The sequence below is a fragment of the Amantichitinum ursilacus genome, from assembly GCF_001294205.1.
Lineage (GTDB): Bacteria > Pseudomonadota > Gammaproteobacteria > Burkholderiales > Chitinibacteraceae > Amantichitinum > Amantichitinum ursilacus.
Genome location: NZ_LAQT01000021.1, coordinates 1 through 3734, shown reverse-complemented (window position 1 = coordinate 3734; position 3734 = coordinate 1). Strand labels below are relative to the sequence as shown.

Sequence of the window (3734 nt, the reverse complement as noted above, 5' to 3'; positions counted from 1 at the left end):
CTACAGCGCCACCAGTGTCGGCATCGGCGGCGGCTACAGCCAGGGCGGCGGGGGGATGAAGCCGCTGTCGGAGGGGGATGGCGGTAGCGCTTCTTCTGGTTCGAACAATGGCGGTGTGGGTAAAGACCAGAACGGAGATGTCGCGTCCGCAGGTACCAAAGTGCCGGGCAGCGGCAACAAGAGCGGCTTCTCGACCGGTACGCCAATCGTGCTGGCGGCAACGGGCGACAGCGGCAGCATTACCCGCAGCGGCATCAGCGCCGGCAGCCTGACCATCACCGATGAAGCGGGCCAGTTGGCGAAGACCGGGAAGACGGCAGCCGAAACCCTCGCCTCGCTCGACACCACCGTCTCGACCGACAAGGACACCACCGGCGCGCTGAAACCGATCTTCGACAAGACCCAGATCGAAGCCGGGTTTACGGTGGGCAAAGAGCTGATCAACCAGACGAGCACTTACCTCGATAACCGAGGCAAAGAAATCGACCAGAAACGCCAGGACGCCAAAGACGCCGACGCCAAAGCCAGCGACCCCAACAACGGCCTGTCCGACGATGCTCGACAAGCTTTGCGGGACCAGGCAGCAAAGGCACGGACTGATGCAGATTTGCTCGATGCGGAATGGGGCGCCAAAGGCACGTACCGCCAGGTGGCGACCGCGCTGTTGGCGGGTGTCAGTGGCAATGTCACTGGTTCCGCATCCACCATGGCCCAAGGCATGGTTATCAATTACGTGCAACAACAAGGCGCAGCCTATATCGGCAAGCTGGTGACCGAAGGCACCGTCGTAGAAGGCAGCCCCGAACATGCCGCCCTGCATGCCATTGTGGCGTGCGCTGGCGCGGCCGCCAGTACGCAGGCCTGCAGCGCGGGCGCTTTGGGCGGCGCGGCAAGCAGCCTGCTGACCAACCTGTTCGGACCCGCAACGCCAGACGAAACGGAACAAGACAAGCAGAACAAACGCAATCTGGTCGCCACCCTGGTTGCCGGGATCAGCGCCACGCAAGACCTGTCGGGTGTTGCAACCGCGACCAACGCAGCGACAGCAGCGGTGGATAACAACTGGCTGGCGACCGAGCAGCAAGTGCAGGCCGCGAAAGAAATCAAAGAAGCAAAAGGCGCTGACGCTCTGGCGGTCGCGGCCAAATGGCTGCTGATCTCCGGTAAACAAGACGTGCTAACGGGTAGTGCCTTGGTGCATGGGCTTGCGGACTCGGGTTGGTCTGACGCCACTGCAATTACGCAATTCATGCTGCACCCCCTTGATAGCGTCGCCGGCTTGCATGATTTGCTCAGCAAACCCGAGATCCGCGCTCAGTTCACGGCGGATACACTTGCCGATCTCGACGCGAAACTTAAACGCATGGACATCGCAGTGACCAAGGGCGGCGATGAAAATGCATACGACCTGGGGCACGACGTCGGCACGATCCTTTGGCAGGTCGGCTCCGCAGTTGCGGTGGTAGACGGCGTGGTGAAAGGGGCTGCCATTCTGGGACAAGTCGGGGTCAATGTTTCGGTTGATTTTTTGGGTTCGATGGCGAAACTGGATAGCTTTAACCGACTGGTCGCCAAGGGCGGTCTCTATGGGCTGGACGGCAAGCCGCTCATGGATTTCAGTAAACTCACCAATGCACAAAAATCGGTTGTTGGTGATCTCATGGGTGGCCAGAAAATCCAGCAACTGCTCCCCGACGCAACCAAGGTGGGCCGCACCCCTGCAATTGGTCAAACCGGTATTGATGATTTATACAAGGTAAGTCGGCCGGACGTTGATTACGTTATCGTTGAATATAAATATGGTTCGTCGCAGCTCGGGAAGACTGCGGATGGCCTGCAGATGAGCGACACATGGCTTCAGGGCGCTAATACAGGGTATAACCGCATCCTGGAATCCGTAGGCAAAGATGTTAAACAGGCTGAAGCAATTCAAGATGCAATCGAAACTGACCGAGTGGAAAAATGGATCGTACATACCGATCCCGCAGGAAGAGTCACCGTCGGAATCGTCGATAAGGATGGCAAATTCCTGATCAACCCAGAGGCGGCCACAAGAATTTTAGGGAAGAAATAATCGTGATTAGAGACTCCAGAGGAAACCTCGAATATTGGGAGGAATGGATCGAGCATGCAAAAAGCCGTGTGGTCAAAACGGCGTTGCAATTGAGCCAACCGTCCGGCAATCCAGCTTATCGGCCGCAGTATGTGTATGACATTGCCAGGGGCCATTGGGAAGACATTTTGAGACAATATTCAGCCGGGAGGGAAATCCGGACATTGTCCTCCCAGTTCGAAGCATTGATCGACCGATGGGAGACTTCGGTAGAACTTGGAAAAAGCGTCTATTCGGAAGAAAGGCAATACACCCGGAACGCCTGGAAAGTAAATCTGGACCATTATATTGTGTGTTTCTGGTTGGTTGGCCTCGCGCTGGCATTGAACTTATCGGAAGAATTATGGCTGCGGCTTCTCGCTCTCATCGGAAATGAAGGCGAAGACAAATTGCTGGATATGATTATTGCATCACGTCAACCAAATCGCGCGATAGGAGATGCCCTGTGCCATCCGAAACCCTACAGCAGACTGTTGGCTGCAATTGAGGCATCTCCTGCAGATCAACCCACATTGCTGCTGGAATTTATAAATCATTGGCACTCGGAACTAGACCGCCCCGCTAAAAAGGGTAACGCGCCTGCTACCGCCATGTACGAGCGACCTTATTGGCATCGATTCGGCGATGATAATTTTGAGGGCGGTGCTTATTTCGGCCGGTGGTGTGTTGAAGCGATAGCTGCCGTCAAGGTATTTGATCTGGACGATAGCCTTTGTTTGGGGCATCCAAATTATCCGGGAGATCTGCTGCGTCCAGATGGGCCTTCCACCCATCCCCCGCGGGAGGACAATCAAGATCCGTCGACATCGAAATCTTCTTCGCAGGGCGGATTGCTTTCAAAGATCTTCGGGAAATTCAAGCGTTAATAAAAGAGCGAACTTCGGTTCGCTTTTTTATTTATAACTAAAATTTAATAATCTCATTAATTCAATTTCGATTGCCAGTTTTAACAAAATTAATTGGTCATTCAGAACATTCGTTCTGTTATGATGTGCCATCGCCTCGCAATTCAAATCTGCGCGGTGATATTTCAATCCGTACCAGGATAATTATCGATTCATTAACTGCGCAATAAAGCGCGAGCCACCGGTGTTACCAGCACCGATGACCCGCTAACCAAAATCACTTATGAAGGAAGTAACAATGGCTACCGCAGAGTATAAGTCAGTACCTCACTCGACTCCAAATTCACGAATTATTGGAATTGAGCAATCCCCTGACAATCCAGAAACCCGCAAATTGATCTTCAATTACGACGATTTGCTTCGTGCCGGATTTGAGGACGATATTGCAATTCACGCCAGCCTGCTTAATGGCAGCATCATCCTGATTCCGTTGCGCACTGACACCGGCAACTTCGACGTCGTAACCGGCAAACCAGTCTGATCGACCGTCAGGCGAACGGCCTGCCCGTTCGCCTTTTGAATTCCCCCCTCACGACTCGACCTGACCCACCTGGGCGGGATGATCGACGGCGCCAGCAACGCACCTAATCGCCGGACATGACCTGACGCTGACCGGCAGCAATGTGGCATCGGACGCCGGCACCACGCTGAGCGCGGGCAATGACGTGAAGATCATCGCCAGCATCGATACACAAACCACCAATAACAGCAGCAAG

4 protein-coding genes are annotated in these 3734 nt (G+C 54.5%); all 4 read left to right on the top strand.

The genetic code is table 11. The features are described 5' to 3' along the window. On the top strand, nt 1-2074 hold a 2074-nt coding region (locus tag WG78_RS15580; RefSeq protein ID WP_201782459.1), incomplete at its 5' end, for a DUF637 domain-containing protein. 2 nt (nt 2075-2076) lie between these two features. Next, a complete protein-coding gene (locus tag WG78_RS22205; protein WP_083459211.1) occupies nt 2077-2979 on the top strand; it encodes a PoNe immunity protein domain-containing protein in 903 nt (300 codons plus the stop codon). A gap of 277 nt (nt 2980-3256) precedes the next feature. Continuing rightward, the gene (locus tag WG78_RS22520) at nt 3257-3499 is read left to right on the top strand and encodes a hypothetical protein (protein WP_152969236.1); all 243 of its coding nucleotides are present in this window, start codon (nt 3257-3259) and stop codon (nt 3497-3499) included. A gap of 106 nt (nt 3500-3605) precedes the next feature. Further along, nucleotides 3606-3734, top strand: a 129-nt coding sequence (locus WG78_RS23420) for a hemagglutinin repeat-containing protein (protein WP_161805131.1), incomplete at its 3' end; no start/stop codon positions are given.